Annotated in this window: 19 protein-coding genes; 13 read left to right on the top strand and 6 right to left on the bottom strand. The window is 63.0% G+C overall.

The features are described from left to right. Window positions 1-133 precede the first annotated feature (133 nt). The 3 genes from carA (at window position 134) to gmk (ending at window position 5,488) form a co-directional block, all read left to right on the top strand. Window positions 134-1,399 (top strand): glutamine-hydrolyzing carbamoyl-phosphate synthase small subunit, encoded by a 1,266-nt coding sequence (carA, locus tag QRX41_RS00605; RefSeq protein ID WP_232349499.1) that lies wholly within the window; start codon window positions 134-136, stop codon window positions 1,397-1,399. Then, the gene (gene carB, locus QRX41_RS00600) at window positions 1,392-4,766 is read left to right on the top strand and encodes a carbamoyl-phosphate synthase large subunit (protein ID WP_313838060.1); all 3,375 of its coding nucleotides are present in this window, start codon (window positions 1,392-1,394) and stop codon (window positions 4,764-4,766) included. The genes carA and carB overlap by 8 nt, the downstream gene beginning before the upstream one ends. 98 nt (window positions 4,767-4,864) lie before the next feature. Next, window positions 4,865-5,488, top strand: coding sequence for a guanylate kinase (gmk, locus tag QRX41_RS00595; protein WP_313838682.1), 624 nt, complete (start codon window positions 4,865-4,867; stop codon window positions 5,486-5,488). A gap of 76 nt (window positions 5,489-5,564) precedes the next feature. Here the strand turns inward: gmk and ilvD are convergent, their stop codons facing one another. After that, complete coding sequence (gene ilvD / locus QRX41_RS00590; RefSeq protein ID WP_313838058.1) at window positions 5,565-7,424, bottom strand: dihydroxy-acid dehydratase; 1,860 nt, start codon at window positions 7,422-7,424, stop codon at window positions 5,565-5,567. A 178-nt stretch (window positions 7,425-7,602) separates the two neighbouring features. Between ilvD and rpoZ the strand changes: the two genes are divergently transcribed. From rpoZ to QRX41_RS00540, 10 genes are all read left to right on the top strand, one after another. Continuing rightward, window positions 7,603-7,887 carry a DNA-directed RNA polymerase subunit omega gene (gene rpoZ / locus QRX41_RS00585; protein ID WP_015022131.1) on the top strand — a complete coding sequence of 95 codons (285 nt, stop codon included), beginning with the start codon at window positions 7,603-7,605 and terminating at the stop codon, window positions 7,885-7,887. Between the two features lie 61 nt (window positions 7,888-7,948). Next, the gene (gene metK, locus QRX41_RS00580) at window positions 7,949-9,169 is read left to right on the top strand and encodes a methionine adenosyltransferase (protein WP_198189263.1); all 1,221 of its coding nucleotides are present in this window, start codon (window positions 7,949-7,951) and stop codon (window positions 9,167-9,169) included. Between the two features lie 92 nt (window positions 9,170-9,261). Then, the gene (locus QRX41_RS00575; protein ID WP_313838054.1) at window positions 9,262-11,565 is read left to right on the top strand and encodes a primosomal protein N' family DNA-binding protein; all 2,304 of its coding nucleotides are present in this window, start codon (window positions 9,262-9,264) and stop codon (window positions 11,563-11,565) included. A 99-nt stretch (window positions 11,566-11,664) separates the two neighbouring features. Further along, window positions 11,665-12,369 carry an HAD family hydrolase gene (locus tag QRX41_RS00570; RefSeq protein ID WP_313838052.1) on the top strand — a complete coding sequence of 235 codons (705 nt, stop codon included), beginning with the start codon at window positions 11,665-11,667 and terminating at the stop codon, window positions 12,367-12,369. A gap of 45 nt (window positions 12,370-12,414) precedes the next feature. Next, window positions 12,415-13,389, top strand: a complete 975-nt coding sequence (gene fmt / locus QRX41_RS00565; protein ID WP_313838050.1) for a methionyl-tRNA formyltransferase — start codon at window positions 12,415-12,417, stop codon at window positions 13,387-13,389. Window positions 13,390-13,454: 65 nt separating this feature from the next. Next, window positions 13,455-15,032, top strand: a complete 1,578-nt coding sequence (gene arc / locus QRX41_RS00560) for a proteasome ATPase (protein ID WP_313838048.1) — start codon at window positions 13,455-13,457, stop codon at window positions 15,030-15,032. 14 nt (window positions 15,033-15,046) lie between these two features. Beyond that, entirely contained in the window at window positions 15,047-16,534 is a 1,488-nt protein-coding gene (gene dop, locus QRX41_RS00555) for a depupylase/deamidase Dop (protein WP_313838046.1), read from the top strand. Window positions 16,535-16,627: 93 nt separating this feature from the next. Further along, window positions 16,628-17,464 carry an inositol monophosphatase family protein gene (locus tag QRX41_RS00550; RefSeq protein ID WP_313838044.1) on the top strand — a complete coding sequence of 279 codons (837 nt, stop codon included), beginning with the start codon at window positions 16,628-16,630 and terminating at the stop codon, window positions 17,462-17,464. 24 nt (window positions 17,465-17,488) lie between these two features. Beyond that, complete coding sequence (locus QRX41_RS00545; protein WP_198200078.1) at window positions 17,489-17,692, top strand: ubiquitin-like protein Pup; 204 nt, start codon at window positions 17,489-17,491, stop codon at window positions 17,690-17,692. A 3-nt stretch (window positions 17,693-17,695) separates the two neighbouring features. Further along, window positions 17,696-19,123 carry a proteasome accessory factor PafA2 family protein gene (locus tag QRX41_RS00540; RefSeq protein WP_313838041.1) on the top strand — a complete coding sequence of 476 codons (1,428 nt, stop codon included), beginning with the start codon at window positions 17,696-17,698 and terminating at the stop codon, window positions 19,121-19,123. Window positions 19,124-19,223: 100 nt separating this feature from the next. Here the strand turns inward: QRX41_RS00540 and QRX41_RS00535 are convergent, their stop codons facing one another. The 5 genes from QRX41_RS00535 to QRX41_RS00515 form a co-directional block, all read right to left on the bottom strand. Then, the gene (locus tag QRX41_RS00535; protein ID WP_015022121.1) at window positions 19,224-19,511 is read right to left on the bottom strand and encodes an HU family DNA-binding protein; all 288 of its coding nucleotides are present in this window, start codon (window positions 19,509-19,511) and stop codon (window positions 19,224-19,226) included. A 167-nt stretch (window positions 19,512-19,678) separates the two neighbouring features. After that, entirely contained in the window at window positions 19,679-22,150 is a 2,472-nt protein-coding gene (locus tag QRX41_RS00530) for a lysylphosphatidylglycerol synthase transmembrane domain-containing protein (RefSeq protein ID WP_313838039.1), read from the bottom strand. A gap of 2 nt (window positions 22,151-22,152) precedes the next feature. Then, the gene (gene purB, locus QRX41_RS00525) at window positions 22,153-23,598 is read right to left on the bottom strand and encodes an adenylosuccinate lyase (protein ID WP_313838037.1); all 1,446 of its coding nucleotides are present in this window, start codon (window positions 23,596-23,598) and stop codon (window positions 22,153-22,155) included. Window positions 23,599-23,670: 72 nt separating this feature from the next. Next, entirely contained in the window at window positions 23,671-25,098 is a 1,428-nt protein-coding gene (locus QRX41_RS00520; protein ID WP_313838035.1) for a PGAP1-like alpha/beta domain-containing protein, read from the bottom strand. After that, window positions 25,095-25,424 carry a hypothetical protein gene (locus QRX41_RS00515; RefSeq protein ID WP_313838033.1) on the bottom strand — a complete coding sequence of 110 codons (330 nt, stop codon included), beginning with the start codon at window positions 25,422-25,424 and terminating at the stop codon, window positions 25,095-25,097. The genes QRX41_RS00520 and QRX41_RS00515 overlap by 4 nt, the downstream gene beginning before the upstream one ends. Window positions 25,425-25,478 lie beyond the last annotated feature (54 nt).

The raw sequence follows: 25,478 nt of genomic DNA, 5'->3' as shown, positions 1-25,478 counted from the left end.
TGCCCGCTAGCTGTTATGGCACCAGGTCGGCCTTTTGCCATATTCAGACTGGTTGACCAGCAGTCCAACCTGCAGGATTTACCCAGCCATCTTTTGAATGCTTCGATCGACATGATCCATAGGAGTCATTAATATGGGTGCGAATATCCGCGGTAATCAAGGGGGTTCGGTGAACCTGAAAGACACCAACATCATCACCTCCGATAGCCGTTTCTCCAATAGGGCCTTGCTCATCCTTGAGGATGGGGAAGTGTATCTGGGGAGAGCCTTCGGAGCGGTGGGCACTACCATAGGTGAAATTGTTTTCTCGACCGGGATGACGGGGTATCAGGAAACCCTGACGGATCCCAGCTATGCTCGGCAGATCGTTGTGCAGACCTTCCCCCACATAGGTAATACCGGTGTCAATGACCAGGACGGGGAGTCGGACAGGATCTGGGTGGCAGGGTATGTAGTCCGGGAACCCAGCCCCGACTTCAGCAACTGGCGGGCCCGAGGCAGTCTCCATGACCAGCTGGTCGATCAGGGCATCGTCGGTATCAGCGACATAGACACTCGCCGGCTCGTGCGACACTTGCGTTCTGCAGGTGTCATGCGGGCCGGTATTTTTTCAGGCCCGGACCCAATGCTCAACGGCGGCGGCAGGCCCAGAACCATGCAGGAACTCCTTGACCAGGTCCGTTCGGCTCCCCAGATGAGTGGATCCCACCTGACCGGCGAGGTCAGCACGGACAGGTCCTATATCGTCGAACCAGCCGGAGACCATGAGGGGAAAGAGCCTGTTTGTACAGTGGCAGCGGTGGATCTGGGGATCAAGTCCATGACCCCTCACAGATTGGCTGAGCGCGGCTGTAGGGTCCACGTACTTCCCGTGGATACCACTATTGAGCAGATACAGGCCCTGGGGCCTGATGGAGTTTTCTTTTCTAACGGTCCAGGCGATCCATCGACCGCAGACGAGGAGGTGTCGCTCCTCAGACAGGTCCTGGATGCCGGACTGCCATTCTTCGGCATTTGCCTGGGCAACCAGCTTCTGGGCCGTGCCTTGGGCTTCGAGACCTATAAGCTAAAATTTGGCCATCGCGGCATCAATCAGCCTGTCAAGGATCTCAGCACCGGCAAGGTTGAGATTACTGCCCATAATCACGGATTCGCAGTCAAGGCGCCCAAGGGAGACCCGGTGCCCTCGCCCTATGGCGAAGGCCGGTATGGTCGTGTCCGGGTCTCTCATGTCGATCTGAACGACGGAGTGGTCGAGGGTCTGGAGTGCCTGGATATTCCAGCATTCTCCGTTCAATATCATCCGGAGGCGGCGGCTGGTCCGCACGATGCTTCCTATCTGTTCGACAGGTTCGTCACGTTGATGCAGGACGCCAAGGGAGGGAAGGCACATGCCTAAGCGGCAGGACATCCATTCGGTCATGGTCATCGGCTCGGGGCCCATCGTCATTGGGCAAGCGGCCGAGTTCGACTATTCAGGGACCCAGGCCTGCCGGGTGCTGCGCGAAGAAGGGATTCGCGTCATCCTGGTCAATTCCAATCCCGCCACCATTATGACGGACCCTGAGATGGCCGATGCTACCTACATTGAGCCTATCGCCCTGCCCTTCCTGGAACGGATCATTGCCAAGGAGCGGCCGGATGCGCTGCTGCCCACCCTGGGCGGCCAGACTGCTCTGAACGCTGCCGTGGAGCTGGGCAAGGCTGGCGTGCTGGAACGCTACGGGGTTGAGCTGATCGGCGCTTCCCTGGAGGCCATCGACAGGGGAGAGGACCGCGAGCTCTTCAAGCAGGTGGTGGACCAGGCCGGTGCCGAGTCGGCCAAGTCCCGCATCGCCCACAGCCTGGATGAGGCCGAAGCAGTAGCCGCCGAACTCGGCTACCCCCTGGTCGTTCGCCCTTCCTTCACCATGGGCGGCCTGGGCTCTGGAATCGCCCATGATCGCGAGGAGCTGAGGCGGATCGCCGGTGCAGGCATCCACTATTCGCCCACTGATGAGATCCTTCTGGAGGAAGGCATTGAGGGGTGGAAGGAATATGAGCTGGAGCTTATGCGCGATCGCCTGGACAATGTGGTCGTGGTCTGCCCCATTGAGAATGTGGATCCGGTAGGCGTGCACACCGGGGACTCCATCACTGTGGCTCCGGTCTTCACTCTGACCGACCGGGAGTATCAGCGGATGCGTGACATCGGCATCGCCATCATTCGCGGCGTGGGGGTGGACACGGGCGGCTGCAATATCCAGTTCGCCGTCAACCCGGAGAACGGCCGGATCATCGTCATCGAAATGAATCCGCGTGTTTCACGCTCCTCGGCTCTGGCTTCCAAAGCCACCGGCTTTCCCATCGCCAAGATCGCAGTCAAGTTGGCCCTGGGATACACCCTGGATGAGATCGAGAACGACATCACCCGCTCAACGCCTGCCTCCTTCGAACCGACCATCGACTATGTGGTCACCAAAATTCCGCGTTTCACCTTCGAGAAATTCCCCGGGGCGGATACGACCCTGACCACCTCGATGAAGTCCGTGGGCGAGGCCATGGCCCTGGCTGGCAATTTCCGCGAGTCCCTGGGCAAGGCCATGCGCTCCATCGACAAGCGGCACATGACCTTCTCCTGGGATGGCCCCCGGCCCGACCAGGCCGAGACCGACCAGCTGCTGGAGGCCATGCACACTCCCACCGAGCACCGCTACCTGCAGATTCAGCGGGCCTTCTGGGGCGGAGCTACCGTGGAGCAGGTTCACCAGGCCACCAGAATCGATCCTTGGTTCCTGGAGCAGATCAGCATGATCAACGAGCTGGCCCTTCAGGTGCGCCAGTCCGAAGTCCTGGATGAGGACCTGCTGCGCCGGGCCAAGCAATCGGGACTGAGCGACCTGCAGATCGCTCACCTGCGCGGTATGGGCGACCAAGGCGAGGCGGTCGTCAGGGAGCTTCGCTGGGCCTTCGGCCTTCATCCTGTCTACAAGACCGTGGACACCTGCGCAGCTGAGTTCGATGCGGTCACGCCCTACTACTACTCCTGCTACGCCGACGAGTCCGAGCTGCGACCCCGTCAGCGCGAAGCGGTCATCATCCTGGGTTCGGGACCCAACCGGATCGGCCAGGGAGTCGAGTTCGACTACACCTGCGTGCACGCCGTCCAGGAGCTGGGCAAGGACTATGACACCATCATGGTCAATTGCAATCCCGAGACGGTCTCAACCGACTATGACATGTCGGACAGGCTCTATTTCGAGCCGCTGACCTTCGAGGATGTTCTGGAGATCTACCGGGCTGAGAAGGCCATGGGACCTGTCAAAGGGGTCATCGTCCAGCTGGGCGGTCAGACGCCCCTGTCCCTGGCGGCAAGGCTCAAGGCAGCCGGGGTGCCCATTCTGGGGACCAGTCCCGAATCCATCGACCTTGCCGAGAACCGTGAGCTCTTCGGTCAGGTGCTCAGCAAGGAACATCTGAACGCTCCCCGTTACGGCACCGCCCTTTCCCTGGATGAGGCCAGAGATGCAGCACATGCCATCGGCTACCCGGTTCTGGTCAGGCCCTCCTACGTGCTGGGCGGGCGAGGCATGGAGATCGTCTATGATGACCAACAGCTGAACACTTACGTGGATCGCGCCCTGGAGGAGGCCAAGGCCGATACGGTGGTCTCCGGCCGTCTGCCCTCGCCCCTGTTGATTGACAAGTTCCTTCAGGACGCCATTGAGATCGATGTGGACGCCCTCTATGACGGGCAGGAGCTCTATATCGGCGGAATCATGGAGCATGTTGAAGAGGCCGGAGTCCACTCCGGCGATGCCGCCTGCACCCTGCCGCCCTCCACGCTTTCCGACGACCAGATCAACCGGTTGCGGCAGGCTACCCTGGCAATAGCCCAAGGTTGTGGGGTCCAGGGGCTAATCAATGTTCAGTATGCCTTCATGGCCAACACTCTCTATGTGATCGAGGCCAATCCCCGCGCATCCCGGACCGTCCCATTTGCCTCCAAAGCAACGGGTGCGGCGCTGGCCAAGGCTGCGGCCCGTATCATGGTGGGGGAGTCCATCGCCCAGCAACGAGTCAACGGGCTGCTCTTGCCTGTCGGCGACGGCGGCATGGTCCGTGTCGGCCAGCCTGTGGCGGTCAAGGAGTCCGTCCTGCCATTCAAGCGCTTCCGAACTCCGGTGGGTCGGACTGTGGATATTTTGCTGGGTCCGGAGATGCGTTCCACTGGAGAGGTCATGGGCTTCGATCGGGACTTTCCCCACGCTTTCGCCAAGAGCCAGCTGGCCGCCTATCAAGGAGGTCTGCCCACCAGCGGGGTCGTCTTCCTATCGGTCAATGACGCAGACAAGCGCCAGCTGCCCATGCTGGCAGCCCGTCTGCTGGAGCAGGGCTTCAGCATCTGCGCCACCCGTGGCACGGCCTCTGTCCTGCGTCGGTACGGTTTTGATGTGGCCGTTGTCGACAAGATCAGCGATGCTGAAGAGCCGGGTCAGGCCTTCACAGATGCCGATGGAGTAAGGCATATGGGCCGAAATCCTGTCCAGTTGATTGAGGATGGGGCCATTGACATGATCCTCAACACGCCTAGCTCAAGAGGTTCGCGCTCCGACGGCTATCTGATCCGAGTTGCCGCCATTGCCGCCGATCTGCCGCAGTTCACTACCATCACCGAATTCTCAGCCGCTCTGATGGCCATTGATGTGGTCAAAAAGGACGACTACGAGGTCATGAGCATACAGGAGCACGCGGCCCGGCTGCTGGAGCTGGAGAAGGCCAGGTAGGTGCTCGCTATATGATTGACCCATGTTCCGGCCCAGCTAGGCCGGAGGGTGACCTTTAAGGAAAGGAAGTGGCCGTGTCAGCGATCAACGGTGCCGACATGTCGAGTCAGGACTCTTCGGGAGCACAGACCGGGGGGCCGGGGGAGACGGGCGGCCGGCTGATCGTGTTGACGGGGCCTACGGCTGTGGGCAAGGGCACTGTGGAGGCAGCTCTGCGTCATGCCCACCCGGAGGTTTGGGTCTCTGTCTCGGCCACCACTCGGGCACCGCGTCCGGGCGAAAAGGACGGCATCACCTACTGGTTCATGGATGAGCAGGAATTCGCCCGCAGGGAGGCTGCCGGAGATTTTCTGGAGACCGCCCTGGTTCATGGCATGTCCCACTATGGCACCCCGTTGCAGCCGGTCCTGGACCATCTGGCAGCAGGGGTGCCCACGATTCTGGAGATCGACCTGCAGGGGGCGCATCGTGTCCGCCAGCGGGCGGGGGAGCTGGGCCTGGAGGTGTTCTACGTCTTCCTGGCGCCGCCGTCATTCCAGGACCTGGTCACCAGGCTGAACATGCGGGGAACCGAGAATGAGGAGCAGCGGTCCCGAAGGCTGGAGACCGCCAAGGTGGAGCTGGCCTCAGAGGATCAGTTCGATCAGGTCATAGTCAATGATAGTGTGGATAAAGCCGCTCAGGCGCTCTGGTCGGTAATCGCCAAGGAATACGGTCTCTGAGCACCTGCCCTTTACTCCAGAAGAGTCAAAAAAATCCCCCAATCGAGTGAAAGCCCGATTGGGGGATTTTGGTCTGTCAGTCCAGCCCCGACAGTCGGTTGATCAGATCAGGGTCGCGGGTGGCGCCCTTGTCTGCTGAGCGGGCGAAGGCGGCGTAGGCCTTCAGTGCCAGGGAGACCTTGCGATCCCTGTGGGCCACATAGCCTTCGCCGGCCTCCAGCTCAGCGCGGCGCTGGGCGAGTTCCTCATCGCTCAGCTCGACGTCTACACGCCGGTTGGGGATGTCGATGCGGATCATGTCGCCGTTGCGGATCAGGGCGATGGGGCCCTTGTTGGCTGCTTCAGGAGCGATATGGCCGATGGCCAGGCCTGATGACCCGCCGGAGTAGCGACCGTCGGTCAGCAGGGCCACGTCCTTGCCGATGCCCTTGCCCTTGACGAATGAGGTGGGGTAGAGCATCTCTTGCATGCCCGGGCCGCCCTTGGGTCCCTCGTAACGGATGACCAGGGCCTGCCCCTTGTGCAGGGTGCCATTGAGTATGACCTCCACAGCCTGCTCCTGCGATTCGACCACCAGGGCCGGTCCACGGAAGTTCCAGATTTCCTTGGGCACGCCGGCGGTCTTGACCACGCAGCCATCGGGGGCCAGATTGCCGCGCAATATGGCCAGACCGCCTTCGGAGACGGCCGGGTGATCCAGGTCGTGAATGGCACCATTGGCGCGGTCGGTGTCCAGATCCTCCCATTCCTTGGACTGGTTGAAGGGCTCGGGGGAGGCGATGTGCCCGGGCGCTGCGTGGTAGAGTTCCTTGGCCTGGTCCAGGCAGGTGGGGCGCATGATGTCCCAGTCGTTGAGCTTGGACTCCAGATCCGGGTAGTCGATGGAATGCGTGTCCTTGTGCAGTACTCCGCCACGGTCCAGCTCGCCCAGGATGCCGCAGATGCCGCCGGCCCGGTGGACGTCGGATATCTCCCAGTCTCCGGAGGGAGAGGCCTTGCAGATGCAGGGGACCGTGTGGGAGATGCGCTCGATGTCGTCCAGGGTGAAGTCCACATCCGCTGACTGTGCGGCAGCCAGGATGTGCAGGACGGTGTTGGTGGATCCGCCCATGGCCACATCCATGGTCATGGCGTTTTCGAAGGCCTTCTTGGTGGCGATGGAACGCGGCAGCACCGAGTCGTCATCATCCTGGTAGTACCGGTTGGCGATCTCCACGACCAGCTTGCCGGCTCGCTCAAAGAGCATCTTCCTCGCTGTGTGCGAGGCCAGGGTGGTGCCGTTGCCGGGCAGGGCCAGACCCATGGCCTCGGTCAGGCAGTTCATGGAGTTGGCGGTGAACATGCCGGCGCAGGATCCACAGGTGGGGCAGACCGTCTTCTCCAGGGCCAGCAGGCCAGCATCGTCGATGCTGTCGTCGGCCGAGGCGTACATGACGTCGATCAGATCCGTGCTCTCCTGGACTGTCCCGTCGGGCATGACAGTCCGTCCGGCCTCCATGGGGCCGCCGGAGACGAAGACTGTGGGAATGTTCAGACGCAGAGCGGCCATGAGCATGCCAGGGGTGATCTTGTCACAGTTGGAAATGCAGATCAGGGCATCGGCGCAGTGGGCGTTGACCGAGTACTCCACAGCGTCCGCAATCAGGTCGCGGCTGGGCAGAGAGTAGAGCATGCCCGTATGGCCCATGGCGATGCCGTCGTCCACGGCGATGGTGTTGAACTCGCGGGGGATGCCGCCCGCTTCCTTGACGGCCTTGGAGACCAAGCGCCCCACCTTGTTCAGGTGGACGTGGCCGGGCACGAACTCGGAGAAGGAGTTGGCGATGGCCACGATGGGCTTGCCGAAGTCCTCACCCTTGACGCCAGCGGCACGATAGAGAGCACGGGCGCCCGCGAACTCTCGTTCCTTCATTAATTTGGCTGATCGCATCTGCATAGTTTTATTCAAGTGATCGCAGGCATCAACGGTTTGAACATGACCACATGTTGGAATTTCCGAGGTTTCCGCCCTGCTTTCCCCGGCAGAGAAGTATCCCAGGCTAAAATCGAGCCCGGGCGGTAAAATCATTCAGATTGAATGAATGGTTCATCCAGTTGAATTGGAGAAACATCTTATGGCATTCGGTACCGAGCCCCATCCGCAGGGATTTGCGAATCCTCCCATCGACGATCTCATGAAGCACGCCGATTCGAAGTATGCGCTCTCTATCTTCGCGGCCAAGCGGGCCCGTCAGATCAATTCCTATTTCACACAGCTCAATGAGGGCCTGCTGCAGAACGTCGGTCCGCTGGTTGAGTACCAGAACCAGGAGAAGCCCCTGTCCATCGCCTTCCGTGAGATCAACGAGGGCCTGCTTGAAGAGACCCTGGGTGAGGATGATCTGAGCGAAGGCAACTGAGTCTTCGACTCTCAGTGCAGGGTCCTCGGACAGTGACGGTTTCTAGACAAAGGTGAATGAAATGACAGAGCGACGGCTGATTTCGGCTGAATCAGTGACCGAGGGCCATCCAGACAAGGTCTGCGACCAGATTTCCGATGCCATTCTGGACGATCTGATCGCCCAGGATCCGCACTCCCATGTGGCTGTGGAGACCTCGGCGGCCACTGGCCTCTTCTTCGTCTTCGGAGAGGTCTCGTCCCAGGGCTACACGGATATTCAGTCCCAGGTCCGGTCGGTGCTGCGCAGGATCGGCTACACCTCATCCGAAATCGGGCTGGACGCGGATTCCTGCGGCGTGACCGTGGCTCTGAGCGAGCAGAGCAAGGAAATCAACCAGGGTGTGGAACGGCTGTCGGCCAGCCAGGAGAGCGCTGCCACCCGTGAGGAGCGTTACCAGTCCCAGGGGGCCGGTGACCAGGGGGTCATGTTCGGGTACGCCTGCGACGAGACCGACACGCTCATGCCCCTGCCCATCTATCTGGCCCATCAGCTGGCCTTCCGGCTGGCACAGGTGCGCAAGGAAGGGATCATCCCCCACCTGCGCCCCGACGGCAAGACCCAGGTCACCATCGAATACGATCAGGATGACCGGCCCCGCCGGGTGGACACGGTTCTCATCTCCACCCAGCATGATCCCGAGGTAGGGCATGACTGGCTGCAGGAGCAATTGATGGAGCACGTCATCACGCCCGTGCTGGATCGCGTCTGCGGCCAGGCCGTCGAGCACCAGGGCTACCGGGTGCTGGTCAATCCTACCGGTTCCTTTATTCTGGGCGGCCCTGCGGCTGACGCAGGACTGACCGGGCGCAAGATCATTGTGGACACCTACGGAGGTGCGGCCCATCATGGAGGCGGCGCCTTTTCCGGCAAGGATCCCAGCAAGGTCGACCGGTCCGCCGCCTACGCCGCGCGTTGGGTAGCCAAGAACATCGTGGCCGCTGGACTGGCGCACAAGGTCGAGGTCCAGGTGGCCTATGCCATTGGCGTGGCCGAACCGGTCAGCGTCAACGTGGAGACCTACGGCACCGAGCAGGGGGTCAGCCGGGAGCAGATCCAGGAGGCTGTGCGCGAGGTCTTCGACCTGCGGCCTGCTGCCATCATCGATGAGCTGGACCTGTTGAGGCCCATTTACGCCAAGACTGCAGCCTATGGGCACTTCGGCCGGGAGGATCCCGACTTCACCTGGGAGCAGGTGGACAAGGTGGGCGAGCTCAAGGCCGCCATCGGCATGACCAGGTAGCAGCTGTTCATCAAGAGCCACGGCGGATTCCCGGGTCATCGACTGGGGAATCCGCCGTGGCTCTCTTCATTGTGAAAGCGAGGGGAGGAGCCATGGATTCGCAGGACGTCAGTCAGCCCGCCCTGGACGGTCTCGCTCCGCGCCGTCGTTCGAGTAGCAGTCGAAAGAAACCTCCGCGCCGACCGGCCGATGAACTCCCTGTGGCACGGGTGGTGCTGGATGTGCAGGCCACTCATCTGGGCGGGACCTTCGATTATCTGGTGGATGCGGACCAGGACGATCATGCACAGCCGGGATGCCTGGTTCGCGTCAGGTTCGGAGCGCGCAGGGTCAACGGCATCATCTGGGAACGTGTGGCAGACAGCCAGGTTCCCCGCGCCTCTCTGCGTTTCCTGGAGCGAGTGGTGCTGGATCGCAGCCTGATCTCACCTTCCCTGCGCGCGGACATCACTGCTATCGCCAAGGCCTACGGGGGAACCGAGGCCAACATTCTGCGGCTGGCTTTGCCCCCTCGTGTGGCCCGCATCGACAAGGAGCAGCAGCTGGTTCCCGGTCAGCCTCGGTTGGCTTCTGACCCCGCCTGGGTGGCCGGGCTGGACCAGCGGCAGCGGGGTCTGAAACAGAGGCTTGATTCAGGCTATCAGGGGCTGGAGAAACTGGATCGGTCACTGGAAGAGGATACGTTCACCGCCTATCTGATCGACATTCTGCCCGGTATGGACCAGGCCGCCCTCCTGGCTGCCAGGGTGCTGATAGGTGCCCTGCTGGCCGGACGGTCGGCAGTTATGGTGCTGCCAGGCACCCGTCAGGTGGCTCATCTGTCCGCAGTCCTTGAGCAGCTGGGGTTGCGCCCCTTTGGCCCACCTGTTGCCGCCGGTCCTGGTCAACAGGAGGCTCACGGCTGGTCTGGTGATTTCGCCATTCTGGACAGCGGCATGGCTCCTGCCGAGCGCTACAGGGCCTACCTTGCGCTGGCCTCCGGCCAAGTCCGCTGCGCTATTGGGCTGCGGGCAGCCATGTACGCCCCGGTGGAGGGTCCCGCCCTCTTCGCTCTGATGGACGATGCCAGCTACCAGTACGCCGATGGGATGATGCCCTACGCCAACGCCCGCGGAGTGCTGAGGTTGCGGGCACGCGCCCACGGCGGCGTCTTCCTGGCCATGGCGCGTGCCAGAAGCGTGCGTTCCCACTGGGAGAGTCAGCCAGAGGCCACCGAAGCGGACTCTGGCGTGACCGGTCCAGGCACTGCTCTGACACTTGATCGGTCTGCAGTGACGACCCTGCTGCCCTGGATCCGTTGGCTGAACCGGGAGGAGCTGAGCCATCTGGCCGACCCGACCATGGGCGCCCGAGTTCCTCATACCGCCGTCGCCGTCATCAACAAAGCCTTGGAGCGTGGTCCGGTTCTGCTGTCCATCCCGCAGGATGGCATCTTCGAAAGCCTGAGCTGCGCTCGCTGCCATCATCAGGCTCGTTGCCCCCGTTGCACCGGACCTTTGCGGGCCAGGCGGCCTGGCGCGCCCCGATGCGCTTGGTGCGGGGCTGCGGCTACGGACTGGTCCTGTCCTGACTGCGGGGGTTCACGGCTTCGGGTGGTCAGGGTAGGCGCCGCTGGGACGGCCCAGGAGCTGCGCATGCTCTTCAGAAATGTGCCCATCGTCATCTCTTCGCCCAGTCAGCCCCGCGGGGTGGTCGAGCGCATACAGGAGCGTCCCAGTCTGGTCATCGCCACACCAGGCGCCGAGCCCAGAGTGGTCGCCTCGAGCATGGATGGCAGCAATAAGGACACTGGCGATTCGGATCTGCCCCGGCTATCGCGAGGATACCGGGCCGTGGCCATTCTGGACGCCTGGACCAGCCTGTATGCCCCTGGCGTCGATGCGCGTATGGATACCCTGGGAGCCTGGATGCGCGTGGCCTCCTTCTGCCGCTCCCGGGCCCAGGGCGGTCAGGTGCTCCTGCTGGGGGAATGCGATCCCCAGCTGGCCCAGGCGCTGATGACCTGGCAGGGGCCGGTACTGGCCGCCGCCGATCTGGGGGACCGTCGGCTCACTGCCATGCCCCCTGCGGTCGGTATGGCTGCAATATGGGGTGAAAGGGAGGCCGTCGTCTCGATGCTGGACGCCGTCGGGATTGCACCGGGTCAGGAGGCAGTAACCGATGCCGGTCCTGAGTCTGTTCCTGCCCTGCTTGGGCCTGTGCCCATCCCCGCGCCCTCCACGCTGAAGGCTGGCTATCTGGAGGGAACCCAGGACAGGGTCCGAGCCCTGGTTCGGGTGTCCACCAGCCGCCGGGATAAGCTGGCTGACGATCTCAAGCAGGCTCAGGCCAAGTATGTGGCCGGTCGCGGGCGAGGAGAGCTGCATTTCCGAATGGATCCCAAGGATCTGACCTGACTGCCGTTCCGGTGGCTATGTACGGGTCTATGCGGCGTGGTTTCATGAGGGGGCGCAGGCAGAGGCGCATATGAACGGATTCAGGAAAGGCGGAGAGTCATGAAAGGATGGCCGGGCGAGATCCGGGTTGAGGCCGATGTGATCCAGGCCGAGCAGGCGGCGGCACAGGCTCAGGGTCAGCCTATAGAGCAGGTCATCTTCGATTTCGGCAACGTCCTGATTCGTTGGCAGCCCGAGATGGCCATGGTGGCCCGCTATGGGCGCAGGAGTATCGAGGCCATGCTGGATGACAGCCGTTCCGGCTTTTACCGGGCCAACAACATGATGGACGGCGGAGCCACCTGCGCCCAGGCCCGTGACTGGGTGGCCGACAACTGCGGGGCTCCTTGGGATGCCATGTTCGCCTACTACTGTGACCACTTCGTCGATTCACTGGCCGGCCCGGTGCCCGGTGCACGCATGTTGGTGGAGGATCTGAAGGCGGCAGGCCTGGGTGTCTGGGGGCTGACCAACTGGGGCGCCGAGCTCTTCCATCACGCCTGGGACGGCGACTCCTTCCTGCATAGGCTGGACGGGGTGGTGGTCTCCGGGCCCATCCACATGCGCAAGCCTGACCCGGCCATCTACCGGTACGCCCTGGATCAGTTCGGAATCCAGGCTGGCAGAACCCTCTTCGTGGATGACAAGGGTATGAATGTGGTCGGCGCCAACAAGGCCGGCATCCGCAGCCTGCGATTCAGCAACCCCTACGGGCTGCGCACCGCCCTGATCGAGGCCGGGGTGAACATTCCTCAGGTCCAGTGAACGTGCAGAGGTCCGAAGCCGTCAGATGAAAAGGAGATTGCCGATATGGTCATGACATTGCTGTTTGCAGGCACACCCCAGGTCGCCTTGCCATCGCTGAGACTGCTGGCGGCCGATCAGCAGCATTTCCGGGTTGCTGCCGTGCTCACCAGACCCGACGCCCCCCAGGGGCGTGGAAGGCATCTGCATCCCAGTCCGGTCAAAGCCGAGGCCCTCAGGCTGGGGATCCCCGTTCTTGAGAACAATCCATCCGATCCGGATTTTCCGGCCCGTCTGCAGGATACAGGCGCCAGCTGTGCGGCCGTTGTGGCCTACGGACGGATCCTGCGTCAGCCGGTCCTGGACGCCTTTGATGGTGGATGGTACAACCTGCACTTTTCCCTGCTGCCGCAGTGGCGGGGGGCAGCTCCGGTCCAACGGGCCATCTGGGCCGGGGATACCATCACTGGCGCCACGGTCTTCAGGCTGACGGCCGGCATGGATGAGGGGCCCGTCCTGGCCCAGTCAACGGTGGAAATCGGGCCGCACGAGACATCGGGCGAGCTGCTGGATCGCCTGGCCGAGGATGGGTCCCACCTGCTGGCTGCCAGCCTGGAGGCCCTTGCGGAAGGTCGGATTCAACCCAAGGCGCAGACGCAGGGCGCCTACCAGGTGGCCGCCAAAATCACCCACCAGGATGCCCACATGCGTTTCGATGTGCCCGTCTTTGCCCTGGATCGGCAGGTTCGGGCCTGCAGCCCGGAACCGGGAGCCTGGTGTCTGTATCGGCAAGGCGATGACCCGCAGGACAGGCAGACAGGGCTGACCGTGCTCAGGGCGGCTCCGGCCCGAGGGGATGAGCCTGGTCTTCCCTCGCATCTGGAGCCGGGTCGGCTGGCAATGGATCGTCGCCACCTCTGGGTGGGCACCAAGACCCTGCCTCTGGAGCTGCAGGTGGTCAAGGCTGCCGGCAAACGCGCCATGCAGGCCATGGACTGGGCACGTGGCGCTCGCTTGGAAGACGGGGCCCGCTGCAGCTGAATTCTTCCACCGGCTGGCTGTCCAGGCCATGCGGGGATTCCAGGGGCGAATGAAGGAGGAAAGCCATGCAGTCTGATGATGCTGACCAGGCCGACAAGGAGCAGGCCGAGGATGCAAATGCCCAGGATCTGGCCGGGGATCGGCGCAACCGTGCCCTGGCTGCGGCGCTGACCAGGGCTGCGAAAGAGCTGTCCAAGGCCAAGAGCCAGCTGGCCCAGTTGGCTCAGCCGCCCCTGACAATCGCCCTGGCCTTGGGGGTGGATTCTGTGGCCTACGACAGCCAGGGGGTGCAACAGGCCCGGCTGCTGATCCTGAACGGCTCGCGTCGGATGGTGGTGCCCCTGGCGCCCAATATCCACGCCGAGCGGATCAGGGCCGGCCAGGAGGTTTTGCTCAACGCCGACATGGTGGTGGTGCGTGTGGGCGATCAGCCGGTGACCGGGCAGGTCCGCACGCTGCGGGAGACCTTGGAATCCGGTGCTCTGCTGGTGGAAGACCCCTCCGGGCAGACCCGCGTCGCTGCGCGTGCGGGCTCTCTGCAGGACCAGCCCATCGAGGCGGGCAGTGCCTTGCTCATGGACGAAAGCTGTTCGATGGCCCTGGCTGTGCTGCCTGAGTCGGACCAGTCCGACATGCTGCTGGAGGAGACTCCTGACGTGGACTTCTCTGATATTGGCGGCCTGGACAGGCAGATCGAGCGCATCCGTGATGCGGTCCAGCTGCCCTTCCAGCATGCCGATCTGATGCGCCGTTATGGGCTTCAGGCCCCCAAGGGTGTCCTGCTTTACGGGCCGCCCGGCAATGGCAAGACCATGATCGCCAAGGCCCTGGCCCGCGCCCTGGCCCAGGAGAGCGACGGTCACGGGGTCTTCCTGTCGGTCAAGGGCCCCGAGGTGCTCAACAAGTTCGTGGGCGAATCGGAACGGCTGATCCGCCGCCTGTTCGCGCGAGCCCGCAGCCTGGCAGGCCAAGGCGGACCCGTGGTGGTCTTCATCGACGAGATGGATGCCCTGCTGCGAACTCGAGGATCGGGCATCTCATCGGATGTGGAGACCACCATCGTCCCCCAGTTCCTGACCGAGCTGGACGGTGTCGAGTCTCTGGACCAGGTCATGGTCATCGGCGCCTCCAACCGCATCGACATGATCGACCCGGCGGTTCTGCGCCCAGGACGGCTGGATGTCAAGATCCGCATCGATCGGCCCGACAGGACCAGGTCGGCCGCTATCTTGGGCAAGTATCTGGGCTCCGACATGCCCATGCAGGATGATGCCGGGCCGGAGGAGCTGATCCAGGTGCTGGTTGACGGACTCTTCGCCCGGGATGATGACCACCTGCTGGGCAAGGTCATGGATGCCACGGGCCGCTGGCAGCCGCTCTACCTGGAGTCTGTGGTCTCCGGCGCCATGCTCCACAACCTGGTTGATCGGGTCAAGACCACGGCGGTCAAGGCCTCCATCGAACAGGGTCGACAGGTGGGTCTCGACCGTGGATTCTGCATGAGGGCGGTCCGTGGGCAGTACGAGGAAACTCTGGAGGAGCTCAGCGGACAGGATCCGGACCGGTGGGCCGATCTGGCAGGACTGCGCCCCGGGCAGGTTCAAGAGGTTCGCCCGGTCGACGGGCCAGGGGAGCGATCATGAATGCCGGGCGGGTTATGGGTACCGAGACGGAGTACGCCATTGCCGACCCCCAGGATCCCGGCGCTGATCCACGTGCTCTGGCCCTGCGTCTGGTAAGGGCTGCCGCCCAGCCGGCCTTGGCGCACATCCGCTGGGACTATGGGGAAGAGGACCCGGTCAATGATGCCAGGGGAGGTCGGCTGCCGCGTTCCGCTGCCGCTCCGAGCATGCTCACTGATGCGCCCGGCGCCCGGCTGATCGATGTGGCAGCTCCCAATGGCGCGCGGATTTACGTGGATCATGCCCACCCAGAGTATGCCTCGGCGGAAACGGTGAATGCCTTCGACGCGCTGGTTCAGGACCGCGCGGGTGACCGAATGATGGCCCAGGCCGCAGAAAGGGCCGGAGGTCTGGCTCTCTACAAGAACAACGTGGACGGCAAGGGCGCCGCCTGGGGATCCCATGAGAACTATCTGATGGACAGGGCGGTGCCCTTCGCCAGGGTGGCGGCCCTGATGACCATTCATTTCGTCACCCGGCAGATCTACACCGGCTCGGGCAGAGTGGGTCTGGGGCCCAGGAGCGAGGAGGTCGGCTTTCAGCTCAGCCAGCGTGCCGACTATCTGACCAGCCGCATTGGGCTGCAGACCACCTTCGGACGACCGATCATCAATACCCGGGACGAGTCACATGCCGGGCCGGGTAGCCGGCGCCTCCACGTGATCGTGGGTGATGCCAACCGGTTGGATGCGCCCCTGGTCCTCAAGCTGGGAACGACCGATCTGCTGCTGGGGCTCTTGGAGTCTGAGGGCGATTCGACCAGCCAGATCGATGAACTGCTGGATCGTTGGACGCTGGATGATCCGGTGTCGGCCTTGCACATGGTTTCTCGTGATGTCACCCTGGCCAAACCCATGGCCCTGGCAAACGGAGGGTTCGTCGATGCGCTGACCATCCAAAGGGCATTGCTGGATGCGGCCCGCCAAGCCAGGCGCGATGCCGACAGGCCAGGCTGTGCCGAGGACCGGGTTCTGAACCTCTGGGACCAGGTGCTCGAAGATCTGGCTGCAGTGCGTTCGGGCGACAACGAGGCCCGTCTGGCTATGCACGACCAGGCAGGCAGATTAGAATGGTTGCTCAAATGGCAGCTCCTGGAGCGTCTGCGTCGCCGCCGGTCCATATCGGACTGGTCGGATCCCCGTCTGGCGGCCCTGGATCTGGCTTGGGCACGGGTGGACCCCGGCCGTGACCTGCCCTGGCGACTCAGAGGATCTGTTCTGCGACTGGTCGATTCCGACCAGATCACCAGGGCCATGGACCAAGGGCCGGAGCAGACCCGGGCCTGGTGCCGTTCCCAGCTGCTTCACCGTTGCCCTGAAGCGATTAGGGCCGTCTCCTGGAGTCGTGTCATTCTTGAGGAGCCGGGGCCGGATAAGGAGTCTAATACTAGGGTTGTGGACCTGTCCGATCCGCTGGGTCACACACGGTCTTCCTGCCGGGATGGCCGCGACATATACTGCTGATAGCGCAGAAAATAGTCCGATATTCGACCTAACGACCATCGATGGGCCACGGTCCTTAATGCCTTGACCGCCCGTTTGAAAGAGAAGAGAAGTATGGAATTGCGCGATTTGGCCATGCAGGCCGCCACTATCGCTGTGGAGGCCGGCCGTCATGCCCTCCAGGACCAGATCAATCCTCACGATCCGCGTTCCACCTCGACCATCGGCCAGGGCACCCAGTTCACGCCGGGCATCGACACACGCCTGATTCGCTACTGCCGGACCAAGATCGCCGCCCTGGACCCTATGGACGGCTTCTGGGAGGAGGAGGCCGGCAACCGCCGTCCAGGCGGCCGCTACTGGTGCCTGGGTCACATTGACGGCCCGGTCAACTATGTGCGCAACATGGCCGAATGGACGCTGACCATCTCCCTCTTTGCCGTGGACGAGAAGGGCCATGCTTCGCCGGTCCTGGGCATCGTGCATGCGCCGGTCCTGGGCCTGACCTATCTGGCCGCCAAGGGGCAGGGCGCCATCAGGATTCGACGGACCATCGTGGGTGACAAGCGTGAGAAGATCATCCCCTCCACTATGACCTCCCTGCATGGATCAGTGGTCAGCTTTGGCATGTCCTACTTCCCCAACGAGTCTGAAAAGGTCCTGCAGATCGTCTCGCGCATGGCTGGCAAGCCTGCAGACATCAAGCGCGTCGGTCCGGTCTCGCTGGACCTGTGCCGGGTGGCGGATGGCAGCTACGACGCCTACTTCGAACCGGCCTTGCACTCCTGGGACATCCCTGCTGTCTCTGCAGCGGCTGTCGTGGTCCGGGAGGCCAAGGGTACCCTCTGGCGCTGGGACGGCGGTCACGTGCGCTGGGAGGGCAGCAACGACGTGGTGGCCACCAATGGCCTCATCGCGGAGGATTTGAACACCTATCTGAGCGGGCGCTGATCCGCGCCGGGAAGGAGAGCGACCATGGCTGAGGCATCCCAGCAGGGACGGCGCATGGCAGCCGGGCAACAGCAGGAGCAGGAAGAGGATCTGCCGCAGACCGGTGCCCAGGAACAGAGCCAGGCAGCTGGGTCCGACCTGGATGCCGTCCTGGATGACATCGAGACCACCCTGGAGACCAACGCCAAGGAGTATGTGCAGGGGTTCGTCCAGAAGGGCGGCCAGTGATTCATGGCGGATGGGCAGGGCACTGACTCGGACTTTCACAGGATATTCGGCATCGAGACCGAGTATGGACTGAGCCTGACCGGCACCAGTGCTCCCTACGCCGCCGGCAGGGTGGCTATGGCCATGTTTCGCCCGCTCATTGAACAGCACGGGTCAACCAACATCTATCTGTCCAACGGCGCCCGACTCTACCTGGACGTGGGCTCGCACCCGGAGTATGCCACTGCGGAGGCCCGCGGTCCGCTGACGGCCCTGACACAGGTGCTGGCTGGGGAGCGGATCATGACCAACCTTGCCGAGGGCGCCCGGAAGCGCCTGGCGGAGGACCTGGGCAGGCCGGTGAAGGTTCATGTCTTTGCCAACAATGTGGATGCCCAGGGCCATGCCTTCGGCTGCCATGAGAACTACCTGCTGGACCGGCGAGTCCCCTTGGACATGATCGGGGCCTGCCTGGTCCCCTTTCTGGTCACCCGACAGCTGATCACCGGGGCGGGTCGCCTGAGTCCCGATGGGTTCCAGCTCAGCCAGCGGGCCGATTTTCTGGACGAAGGGGTCTCCTCGGCCACCACCCGTGCCCGTCCTATGGTCAACACCCGTGACGAGCCTCTGGCTGATCCTGAACGATGGCGGCGTCTGCATGTGATCGTGGGTGATACCAACCGGTCGCCGCTGGCCACCTGGTTCAAGATGGCCAGCACCCACCTGGTCCTGAACTTGATCGAGCAGGCCTGCCGCCAGGGCCGACGGCCAGACCTGGCCGACTGGGCCTTGGCTGATCCCGGTGCAGCGGTCCGAGCCGTCAGCCGGGATCGGACCGGCCGGGTCACCCTGGATCTGCAGGCTTCCACGAAGACGGGCGGCATCAGCGCTCTGGGTCTGCAAGAGGCCTATTGGTCAGCCTGCAAGGCCTTGGTGGACCAGCAGGAAGATATAGGCATCGACCGGTTCCAAGCACTGCGGGCCCTGGAGCTGTGGAGAGCGGCCTTGGATGCGTTGGATGCTGGGCGTTGGCAGGATCTGGCTGACTGGGTGGACTGGGCCGCCAAGCTGCGGTTGCTCCAGGGCCTGAGTCGGCGAGGCGCCGGACGGGATCTGGACGAGGCGCTGGACCTGGACTATCACGATCTGAGCGCGGGAAGGTCCTTCCCTGGCCTGGTCAGGCATGGGCTCATGCGCTCGCCGGTCGACGACTCTGAGATACGTCACGCCATGGATCAACCTCCAGAGGATACCCGGGCCCGTCTGCGTGGCAATTTCGTCCGTGCCGCGGACCGGGGAACACGCACCTGGTCTTGCGACTGGAGCCACCTGGTCCTAGGGGGTTCCCGCCGAGTCGAGGTGGCCCTGCCTGACCCCTTCGACCATCTGGGCCAACCCCGATACCACTCCCTGATGGATTTCCTGAAGAGTGCCGCAGAGCCTGGTGCCTAGAAGCCCGGTTTGCGCTGCGGGACTTCAATGAGGTCTGTTCTAACAAGAAGGGCCCTGGCATCCGTGGATGGATGTCAGGGCCCTTGCAGAAAGGCTGGTTTCACTTCTTGTTGGTGACGGCCTTCTTCAGCAGCGAGCCGGCTGAGATCCGCACGCCATAGCTGGCCGGAATCTTGATGGTCTCACCGGTGCGGGGGTTGCGTCCGGTGCGGGCGGCACGCTTGACGCGCTCGGCCGAGAACAGACCGGTCAGCTTCAGACCCTCACCGGACTTCATGGCCTCGACGAAGACATCCTGGAAGGCGTTGACAGCAGCTTCCGCCTGAGCCTTGGTCAGGTTGGACTTCTGCGCAATCTTCGAAACGAGATCAGACTTGTTGTATGCCATAGAACATCCTTCTTTCGGGGGCCTCCCATTGCTTGATTGGGGAAAGCCCAACGGTCAATGACTGATATTAGCGCAGATTAGGCCTAAACACCGCATTTTCCGGGGGTTTTCGACATTTCACCACGCGATTTTGAGGCCCTTGGGAATGAAAGTGTCCGAGGGGCCCTTTAGATGCGATTATGGTTGCTCAGCCAGCGCATGGCCAAGGCTCCCAAGGGGATGCGCAGCCAATAGGTGGCCACCCGGAAGACCAGAGTGGCCGAGATGGCTACGCCCGAGGGAACGCCTGCCAGGCGGAAGGCGGAGAAGAGCACCGCCTCTATGGCTCCCAGGCCGCCGGGTGTGGGGACAGCCGAACCCAGCGTATTGGCCAGGAGGAAGACGAAGGTGGTCTCGAAAACGTTGGTCCGGCAGCCGAAGGCCATCAGGGCAGCCCAGAAACTCATGCCCAGGGCGGCTGACTGCATCACAGCCCCAAGCACGGCCACCACCAGCTGCCTGGGCTGAGTCAGAATCTCTATAAGGTGGCGGGCGTAAGAGGCCACGATGGGCATCAGGCGTTCCATGACCAGTCGCCGTGTGTAAGGCACGGCCATGATCAGGGCTGCGATGATGGCCACTGTCCCGATGACGATGACCAGGGTGTTGGTGGGGATCATCCCGGATAGGGTGTTGCGCCCGGTGAACAGCCCGATGCCGATCAGCAGACAGAAGGTGGTCGCGAACTGGACGGCCACCACGGCGCTCATGATGGCCGTGGCCATGGTGTTGTCATAACCGTCCCGCCGCAGGAACTGCAGGTTGACGAAGGCCGGACCCACCCCGGCGGGCATGGAGACCGAGGTGAACGAGGAGGCCACCTGGGATAGGAAAATGCCCTTGAAATCGCGCTTGGCCGGGTCGATGAAGACTCCTAGGGTAATGGCGCAGCCCACCCAGGACAGTGATCCCAGCAGGAAGGAGAGGCCAGCCATCCAAGGGTTGGCATTGCGGACGGCGCTGATGACCTGGGGCAGATTGAACTGGGTGACGATGACGGCGACAGCTACTACCAGCAAGGCCAGGGCCACGAAGCTGCGCAGACTGAAACGTGAGAGGGTTACCTGGCCGGTCTCAGCCACCGACTCAGGAGGAGCCAAGGTCTGCAGCTGTTTGCGCAGATCAGTCAGAATCTGTCGATCCCAGCCAGGCAGGGCTTGGGTCTGTGCGGGAATGGCCACCATCTGGCAGAATGGCGACAGTCCCGCCACTGTCTTGACCCCCCAGGAGGCGCGGGCGGCCGTGATGGCTTGGTCCACGCCGATGATCGCGGCGATCAGGGCGAGAAGCTGGACCCGGTCCAGGGCGATGTTGGCCTGGGAGCTGGCGCTGTCGCCGTTCTCCCAGCCGGCGATGACCGCGGAGCCTGACTGGTCCACGGCCAGAGTCTCTGGGCGTATGCGGCGGTGTGTGAAGCCGCGCTCGTTGGCCCGGCGAAGGTAGTCCATCAGCTGCTTGGCCCTGTCGGCGTCCAGGTTCTCGGGTTCCAGGGGTCCAAGATGGACATCATCCTCAAGGACCAGAATTGAGGATTCGGCGCTCTCCGCCAGACCATAGGGGTGCAGGGTGGTCAGTCCCAGGTCCCGCAATTCAGTCAGCATGGCCATATGGTGTTGCATGGAGTTTCTGACCGACCGGTCCCGGCGCATGGAGACTCCGGACAGTTTGATCCACTGCCAGAGCTGCATCAGATAGCCCATGGTGTGCAGCTGGCCGTCCATGACCGAAACCGTGTAGGTGCGGCCATCCCTGTCACGGGCCCTGTAGATGCGGGAGGCCTCGATAAGGTCGTCGTCGAGGGCGGGCAGTGGCTGGCCATCGTTGTCTAGACTGGGATCCTGACGCTCCAGGCTGGCGGCATGGATGCCGATGGAGGCTATGGCCTGCACCACGCCCTGCCCCCAAGCGCCCTTGTTCTGTGTGCCCGCCAGGTATCGGACGACCATGCCCATGATTCGGCCAAGGATCAGCGAGACCAGAACCCCGCTGGCCGAATTGGAGGATATGGCGACCATGATGATGGCCACGACGTATAGAGCGTTCCATCCCCACTTGACCGAGCTGCGTAGTCGACGGGGTCCTGCTGCACTCAGGAAGGCAGCCAGACCGGCATAGAAGTCAGGCAGCAGGACGGGAGACCCTATGGCGTTCTGGGAGCTGAATGAGGCGATTAGGGTCGGGTTGCCCGCCTTCAGGATCAGGTTGGAGGTCAGCATGACCAGCCCGAAGCCCAGGAACATGGCCAAGGGGGCAGTGATGGCCTGGATCCATTCCCTGTTGACCAGCAGATGGACAAGCACGGCCAGGACGACGGTCACGGTCACTGCTTGCTGAAGGAAGGCCGTGGGCACGTCCATGAGCCAGTCCATGGCATTGCCGGCCTGGCGCATGTCCGACTCGACCCCGGCGGCTATGCCCTTCAGATAGACCGCTGCCAGGGTGACTAGGATCCCCAGGATCAGTGCTGCCAGGGCTCTCAGCAGATCCTCGGCATCGTGAACCCGCTGGGGCGGGGTATCTCGGATGACGACCTGGTCTTCCTGCACAGGGTCGGCGGAATCGGTGTCCTCGGGGGTGATGGTCGACTGGGACGGGGTCATGGTCAGTCGCGATCGAAGTCCACCAAGGTTCCGGCTGCACCGGTGTAGGTTGCCGGAGTCAGGGCTTTGAGCCGACTGGCCGTGTCCTGGTCCAGGTCCAAGCCGTCGATGAAGTGCTCGACATCCTCCCGGCCGATCCTCTTGCCCCTCATCAGCTCCTTGACCTGCTCGTAGGGGTGATCCATGCCTGAGCGTCCAGCCAGTCCGGCGGCCCGCATGGCCGTCTGTATGGGCTCGCCCAGGACCTCCCAGTTGCTGTCAAGCTCGTGGGCCATTAGGGCCTTGTCGGGGTGGATGGTCTGCAGGCCGCCGTCCAGGTTGTCCAGAGCCAGCAGGCTGTAGCCCAGGGCCGAACCGATGTTGCGCTGGGTGGTGGAGTCAGTCAGGTCCCGCTGCCAGCGGGTTTCGGTCAGGGTGGTGGCCAGGGTGTCCAGCAGGGCTCCTGAGATCTCCAGATTGGCTTCGGCGTTCTCGAAGCGTATGGGGTTGACCTTGTGGGGCATGGTGCTGGAGCCGGTGGCGCCTTTGACGGGTTCCTGGGCGAAGACGCCGCGGGAGATGTACATCCAGACATCCACGGCCAGGTTGTGCAGGATCCGGCCCAGGTGGGCGATGTTGCCGAAGAGCTCGGCCTGCCAGTCGTGGGACTCGATCTGAGTGGTCAGCGGGTTCCAAACCAGGCCCATCCGTTCTGTGACGAAGGTCCGGGTCAGATCGATCCAATCCACCTGCGGCAGGGCGGCCAGATGGGCGCCAAAGGTTCCAGTGGCGCCATTCATCTTGCCCATGTAGTCCTGATGGCGGATCCGATCCAGCTGCCGGTGCAGCCGGTGGACGTAGACTGCCATCTCCTTGCCCAGGGTGGTGGGTGTGGCCGGCTGGCCGTGGGTCAGGGCGAGCATGGGCAGATCCCGGTATTGCTCCGCCATGGTCGCCAGATGGTGCTCGATTCGGGTGGCCTTGGGGAGCCAGACCTGTTCGACCCCGCCTCGGATGCAGCGGGCATAGGCCAGGTTGTTGATGTCCTCGCTGGTGCAGGCGAAGTGGACCAGGGCAGTCAGCCTCGGAAGTTGAGACTCGGGGCCAAGGGCTGTGGCTGAAGCCTCCAGACGGCGATCGATGTAATATTCCACGGCTTTGACGTCGTGGTGGGTCTGGGCTTCAATGCCTGCCAGTTCGGTGATGCCATCGGCATCGAAATCCTCGGGGATGGCTCGCAGGTAGGCCTGTTCTGTCTCTGTCAGAGGCTCTACGCCCGGCAGGACCGGGTGCTGGCCGTTGCCCTGGTAGCCGTTGGCCAGCATGATCATCCATTCGACCTCGACCCGCATACGCTCGCGGTTCAAGGCGGGTTCGCTCAGATAGTCCACCAGATCGGCGGTCTGCCTGCGGTAACGTCCGTCCAAGGGATTGAGGGGGATGACTGGGGTGATTCGGCTCAGGTTCATGCCTCCAGCCTAGACGACCGGGTCAACCTGCAGGAATCGACATGGGTGCTCTTGGGGGTCCGCGTGTCCCGCTCATCGGCGCAGCCTGCCGCAGTAGTAGTGGGTCTCCTGCAGATCGCCCTCGATGGCATGGGCGAAGTGGTCGTCCTGGCGTCGTACTGCCGGTGAGTTCTGATCTCGGGCATCAGCCCAGGCCGCCCGCTGGTAGGCCATGCCATGGGTGGATTCCTTGCCAGGTCCGGCAGTGGTCACTGTCCGGCCAGTTTGGCTGCCACCTGGAGGGGGAGGTCCGTCTGCCCTTCCCCTGACGGTCAGTTGATTGGGCCGCGAGGGGTTGTCGGCTCCATCAAGACTGGAGACCAGCTCCTCGCGCATTTCCACGCTGGTGACCCAGGTGCTTGACCCTATCTGGCGATGGGCGATGGGCGATCCGACGGTCACGATGTGATCGAAGTGGTAGCGGTTGGAAAGATCCGAGGCCATGGTGGCGGCCACGATGCCGCCTTGGGAATGACCCACCAGGCTGACCGGATCGTCCGGACGCACCCCGGCATTCTGCATGGCCTGGTCCACTAGACGCAGCGAGGCCGCCCTTTCGCGTACTGAAGCCTTGTCGCTCATGAGCTGGATGTTTTGGCACCAGCCGATGGGGGAATCGAGATGGGAGCTGGTGCCGGGTATGTAGACCAGCCAACGGTCCTTGCCGTCCGCCTCCCGATATCGTTGTACAGCGATGGTTGCGTAAGGAATGCCGTCCTGGCAGGATCCCAGGCTCTCCAGATTTCGCAGAGCGGTGGCGATGTTATGAGCCTCGCCCAACCCCTTGCCCTGTGGCTGTATAGGATCCATCGTGAGCTGGTCACCCTGAAGATGAGCGAGGATGAGGGGCACCAGCAGGCCTGGATCGGTGACCAATCTGCCAATAGGATCATGGTGGTCTGAAGTCAGGTCGGACGCGGCGGCGGCCAGCAGAGGCTGATGGATGCCGGCTGTAGTTTCCAGAAATTCCTGGAATTGCGAGGCATCCAGGTTGCCGGTCAGTTGAGCTGCTCCCAAGCTCAGACCGATGGTTCCCAGCATGTACGGGGCGATGGGCTGAAAGAGGGTCACGGCCGTGGATATCAGGGAGTCCATCAGCTTTTCCATGAATGATTCCGCCTGCGAGTACAACCCGTAGGCCTTGGTCAGCCGATCGGCCACAGACTGGAGCTTGGTGCGTAGGTCTTCGCAGGCCTGAGCTTGGTCACTGCAGAAGGTCACCATCAGGTCCAGGGGCAGTCTGGCATGGCCTGGCGGCGGCATGGCAGCCTGGGTGCAGGGCAGGACGGGCAACCCTGGCATGGTTCTGCGGATGGCCTGATTGGTGAGAATCCATTGCGTCTGCAGGGTGGCCAGGGCTCCGCCTGCCTGGTTGAGCCGGTCCGCCATGCCGGTCAGGTGGTCCAATTCTGTGCTGGTGTAACCGTTGGCGTCGGGTGCCGCGGTGACCGTCCGCTTCATGGTCGGCTCTCTTGATCGATCAGGTTCAGGGTGCGTCCTGCCTGGACACGCTGATCCTGGCAGAGGGCATCCATGGCCCGTACCTGGGCCCGGTAGGCCTGAGCGGCCTTTCCCTGCCAGTCGACCCTCAGAGCCTGGTCGGCTAGTTCGCTCAGGTGGACCAGGGTTGTTCGCGACTGCCGAGCCATATCGGCCAGCATGGTCCGGCAACGGGCCACCCGTGCGTGGCAGGGGCAGGCTCCGGCCGCCTCAGGATCGGACAGGTAGGAGGGCTGCTCGAGGAAGGGGCTCAGGGTGGGTAGTGACGATGGTGATGACTTGTCCATGCGTCTACTTCATCACCGCAGTCATGCTTGCATGGCGTCGATTGGGCCATGTGG

Origin of the sequence: Bifidobacterium kimbladii (assembly GCF_032193675.1) — a bacterium.
Taxonomy (GTDB): Bacteria; Actinomycetota; Actinomycetes; order Actinomycetales; family Bifidobacteriaceae; genus Bombiscardovia; species Bombiscardovia kimbladii.
This window is presented reverse-complemented; position numbering and strand designations above follow the sequence as displayed.